Annotated in this window: 5 protein-coding genes; all 5 read left to right on the plus strand. The window is 64.9% G+C overall.

Annotation, left to right across the window (positions count from 1 at the left end):
* Positions 1-115 precede the first annotated feature (115 nt).
* Positions 116-1,084, plus strand: a complete 969-nt coding sequence (locus ACTIIH_RS15890) for a methionine ABC transporter ATP-binding protein (protein ID WP_441452799.1) — start codon at positions 116-118, stop codon at positions 1,082-1,084.
* Positions 1,084-1,758, plus strand: a complete 675-nt coding sequence (locus ACTIIH_RS15895) for a methionine ABC transporter permease (protein WP_025778297.1) — start codon at positions 1,084-1,086, stop codon at positions 1,756-1,758. The genes ACTIIH_RS15890 and ACTIIH_RS15895 overlap by 1 nt, the downstream gene beginning before the upstream one ends.
* A gap of 154 nt (positions 1,759-1,912) precedes the next feature.
* Positions 1,913-2,749 (plus strand): MetQ/NlpA family ABC transporter substrate-binding protein, encoded by an 837-nt coding sequence (locus ACTIIH_RS15900; RefSeq protein ID WP_441452800.1) that lies wholly within the window; start codon positions 1,913-1,915, stop codon positions 2,747-2,749.
* A gap of 254 nt (positions 2,750-3,003) precedes the next feature.
* The gene (locus ACTIIH_RS15905) at positions 3,004-3,804 is read left to right on the plus strand and encodes an NAD(P)-binding domain-containing protein (RefSeq protein ID WP_441452801.1); all 801 of its coding nucleotides are present in this window, start codon (positions 3,004-3,006) and stop codon (positions 3,802-3,804) included.
* Between the two features lie 62 nt (positions 3,805-3,866).
* Entirely contained in the window at positions 3,867-4,430 is a 564-nt protein-coding gene (locus ACTIIH_RS15910; protein ID WP_441452802.1) for an antibiotic biosynthesis monooxygenase, read from the plus strand.
* The last annotated feature ends 53 nt before the right edge of the window (positions 4,431-4,483 follow it).

The raw sequence follows: 4,483 nt of genomic DNA on the forward strand, positions 1-4,483 counted from the left end.
TCTGATTGCTTGTCATCCTGAATCGTCGGCCCTACTGGACCGTAGACCGGCCCATCCCCAATTCCTGCCGTCCACCACCGTGGGCGGCACTGACCAACTACACGAGGAGGCGCCTGTGATCGAGCTGCGCGCACTGCGCAAGGTGTTCGGAGGCACCGTCGCCCTGGAGGAGATCGACCTCTCGGTCCCCGCCGGTGAGATCCACGGCATCGTCGGCCGCTCCGGCGCCGGCAAGTCCACCCTCATCCGCTGCCTGACCGGGCTCGAGTCCCCCACCTCCGGGACGGTGTCGATCGACGGCGTCGACCTCACGAACCAGTCCGGTGTCGGTCTGCGCGAAGCCCGCCGCAGCATCGGCATGGTCTTCCAGCACGTCAACCTCCTCGACTCGAGCACGGCACTGAAGAACGTCGCCCACCCGCTCAAGATCGCCGGAGTGCCGAAGGCCGAACGTCTGGCCAAGGCGCGTGAACTCCTCGATTTCGTCGGCCTCGGCGACCGCGTTGACAACTATCCCTCTCAGCTCTCGGGCGGGCAGAAACAGCGCGTCGGCATCGCCCGCGCACTCGCCGCCGAGCCGAAGGTGCTGCTGTGCGACGAGCCCACCTCGGCGCTGGATTCGACGACGACGGAGCAGATCCTCGGTCTCATCCGCTCGCTGCGCGACCGACTGGGCATCACCGTCCTCATCATCACTCACGAGATGCCCGTCATCCGCGAGATCTGCGACTCCGTGACGCTGCTCGCCGACGGCCGCGTGGCCAAGACCGGGAAACTCGCCGAGGTCATCGCCGAGCCCGGCTCGGTGCTTGCCAAGGATCTCGTCCCCCTGCCTCCGGTCAGCCTCGATGACGGGGCGAGCCGCCTCGTCGAGGTGTCCCTGGCCGGGACGGACCTGCCCACCGTGCTCACCGCCGCGCTGAAGGCCGGAGCGAGCGCCGAAGCGATCCTCGCCGGAGCCGTGGAGACCATCGACGGTCACCAAGTCGGCCGGCTGCGCTTCTCCGTCGACTCGGCCGACCAGGCGAAAGAGCTGATCAGCGCCCTGCAAGCCGATGGAATCTATGCGGAGGAGGCTGCCTGATGAACGATCCCACATGGTTCGACAACCCGGCGATCACCGATCAGATGTGGCCGGCCACCATCGAGACGCTGCTCATGACCGCATGGTCGACCGGCCTGGCCGTGCTCTTCGGTCTGCCCTTGGGCATCTGGCTGTTCACTGCCTCGAAGGGTGGTCTGAACTCGAACCCGGTCGTCTACCGGGTGCTGTCCTTCATCGTCGACATCACGCGCTCGATCCCCTTCATCATCCTCATCATCGCGCTCATCCCCTTCGCCCGATTCGTCGTCGGCTCGGCACTCGGCTGGCAGGCGACCGTGGTGTCGCTGACCATCGGCGCGATCCCCTTCTACGCCCGCCTCGTCGAGAACTCGCTGCGCGAGGTCTCCGAGGGCAAGATCGAAGCCGCCCTGATGATGGGCGCCTCGAACGGCCAGGTCATCCGCCAGGTCTACGTTCCCGAAGCTCTGCCCGGTCTCATCGGTGCCGCCACGGTCACCTCGGTGACCCTGGTCTCCTACACCGCGATGGCCGGTGCCGTCGGCGGCGGCGGTCTGGGTGCACTGGCGATCTCCTACGGCTATCAGCGCTACCAGGCGGACACGATGATCGCCTGCATCATCGTCCTCGTCCTCATCGTCACGCTCATCCAGTTCATCGGCGATCGCCTGGCCCGCGCGGTCGACCACCGGTGAGCCGCCTCGGCGAGGTCGATCACGTCCGGCGCGGCGATGGAACCCCGAGTTAAGTGTGCTCAGATTGTCCGAATCGGCGACGAAACCGGCAATCTGCGCACACTTAACGGCCACCACTGCTCATCGCATTACACAACACACATCAAGGAGAATCATGAAGACCAAGCTCATTGCGATCGCGGCCAGCGCGACTCTGCTGCTCTCCGGCTGCGGACTCGTCGGCGGCGGCACCGATTCCGTCGGTGAGAAGGACGGCGACATCACCAAGCTCACCGTGGGTGCGACCCCGGTGCCGCAGGGCGACATTCTGCGCTACGTGGATGAGAACCTCGCCGAGGATGCCGGCCTCGACATCGAGGTCACCGAGTACACGGACTACACGCTGCCGAACAAGGCGCTCAACGACGGCGACATCGACGCGAACTACTTCCAGCACAAGCCGTACCTCGACTCCGAGGTCGAAGGCCAGGGCTACGAGATCACCGGCTTCGAGCCGATCAACCTCGAACCCTTCGCACTGTTCTCGAAGGACATCACGGATGTTGCGGACATTCCGAAGAACGCGAAGATCGGCATCAACAACGACCCGTCGAACCAGGGACGTGCGCTGAAGCTGCTCGAGGACGCGAAGCTCATCACCCTCAAGGACGGAGTGGACGCGGTCGACGCGAAGCTCTCCGATGTCGCGGAGAATCCGAAGAACATCGAGTTCGTCGAGGCCGACGCCGCGCAGCTGGCTCGCACCCTCGAAGACGTCGACGCCTCTGTCATCAACGGCAACAACGCCCTCGAAGCCGGACTGAGCCCGGCCAAGGACGGCATCCTGCTGGAGAAGGCCGAGGGCAACCCCTATGGCAACTTCCTCGCCGTGCGCACGGAGAACAAGGACGACGAGAACTTGGGGAAGCTCGACGAGCTGCTCCACTCCCCCGAGGTGAAGAAGTTCATCGAGGAGAAGTGGGCAGACGGCTCCGTCCTCCCCAGCTTCTGACCCTCTATTGCTACCTGACGGCGGCCCAGCAACCTCGCGCGTGGTTGCTGGGCCGCCTTCAGGTGTTTTGGGGCGGAGTTGGTGGGTGCGCGCCACCGATCAACAACGTCCGAGCCCGAGGCCGACGACACTTCTTGCAACTCGGCGAAGAGCTTCTCCACAGTCACGAGCCAGACCGCTGACGCGTCGTCCAACAGACGATGACACAATGCGAACAGACGGAAGAACTCACCTCGTCACTCAAGGAGGAGAACATGAGCACGATCGGAGTCATCGGTGTCGGCGAGATCGCCTCGGCGATGGTCGAAGGGTTGAGCGCGGGCACTGCGGCAACAGAGAACGGCGGTGGGCGCGAAACCGGACTGCGGTTCGTGCTCTCCCCGCGCAATGCCGAGCGGGCACGGCATCTTGCCGACACGATTGAGACCGCCGAGGTGGCCGAGAGCAACCAGGAGGTCGTCGATCGCAGCGACCTCATCGTCCTTGCCGTCCTCCCTCAGCAGGCTGCAGGCGTCCTCGGCGCCCTCGACATTCCGGCAGAGAAGACGTTGATCAGCGCAGTTGCCGGGATTCCGACGGACGAGCTCTCAGCGCTCCTCCCCCACGATCCGGACATTGTGCGGATCATCCCGCTCCCGGCCGTCCGTGAACGCAAGGGAGTAACGGCGATGTTCCCCGCCGACGGCGATGTCGAGGCCCTCCTCGACCTCCTCGGCGGATCGGTCACGGCCGCCGACGAGACGAAGTTCAGCACGCTGTCAGCGGTGACGGCAACCATGTCGGCACACTTCGCGTGTCTGCAGACGATCGCCGCATGGCTGGTCGACCGGGGGTGGGATCAGGCCGATGCCGACCACTTCATCCGAGGCCAGTTCGTCGGTCTCGGCACCACGCTCGACCAGTCCGAGGCTCCGATCGCCGATCTCGTCGCCGCGCATGAGACTCCGGGCGGACTCAACGAGCAGGTCAACCGGGACTGGATGGACGACACGAACCGCGCGAACCTAGCAGCCGCACTCGACCGAGTCTTCATTCGGGTGGCCGGGGACGCCTGAATTCGGCGCGGCAGTTCCAGGCGGCTGCTGGCGCTCGCGAGCGGGTCTCTATACTCTCCCTTATGCCGCAAACGTCTCCGATCACCGTCTCTATCACCCGCACCGTTCAGCCCGGTCAGCACCGCCGGTTCACCGCCTGGGCCCAGGCCGGGCAGGAACTGGCTCGCGAACGCGAGGGCTACCTCGGATCGGGTTGGGTGCGGACGAGCCCGGACTCCGATGAGTGGCATCTGCTCTATCGTTTCGCCGATGAGAAGACCCTGCGGGCCTGGGATGATTCCGACGACCGCCGTTGGTGGATCGAAAGCGCCGCCGGACTCGTCGAGACCACCCGCGTCGAACACCGCACCGGTATCGAGGGCTGGTTCGAACCGCAGGGTGAGGAGACCCTGACGATTCCCGAATCCGTCGTCCCACCTCGGTGGAAACAGGCCGTGAGCATCTTCTTGCCGTTCTTCCCCCTCAGCCTGCTCTCGACGTTTCTCCTCATGCCCCATTTGCATAGTTGGCCGACGGTGCTCGCTGTGTTGCTGAACATCTGCATCCTCACACCGCTGATGACCTACATCTTCTTGCCGATGAGCACCCGTCTCCTCCGTCCATGGCTGCAGAAACCACGACGCTAGGCACGACAGACCCGCCCCATTTGCTACCTGACGGCGGCCCAGCAACCTCGCGC

Source organism: Brevibacterium sp. (assembly GCF_052105255.1).
Lineage (GTDB): Bacteria > Actinomycetota > Actinomycetes > Actinomycetales > Brevibacteriaceae > Brevibacterium > Brevibacterium linens_B.

Coding starts and splice junctions, on each gene's coding strand:
- ACTIIH_RS15910 (WP_441452802.1), top strand. CDS start 3,867: ATGCCGCAAACGTCTCCGATCACCGTCTCTATCACCCGCACCGTTCAG.
- ACTIIH_RS15905 (WP_441452801.1), top strand. CDS start 3,004: ATGAGCACGATCGGAGTCATCGGTGTCGGCGAGATCGCCTCGGCGATG.
- ACTIIH_RS15895 (WP_025778297.1), top strand. CDS start 1,084: ATGAACGATCCCACATGGTTCGACAACCCGGCGATCACCGATCAGATG.
- ACTIIH_RS15900 (WP_441452800.1), top strand. CDS start 1,913: ATGAAGACCAAGCTCATTGCGATCGCGGCCAGCGCGACTCTGCTGCTC.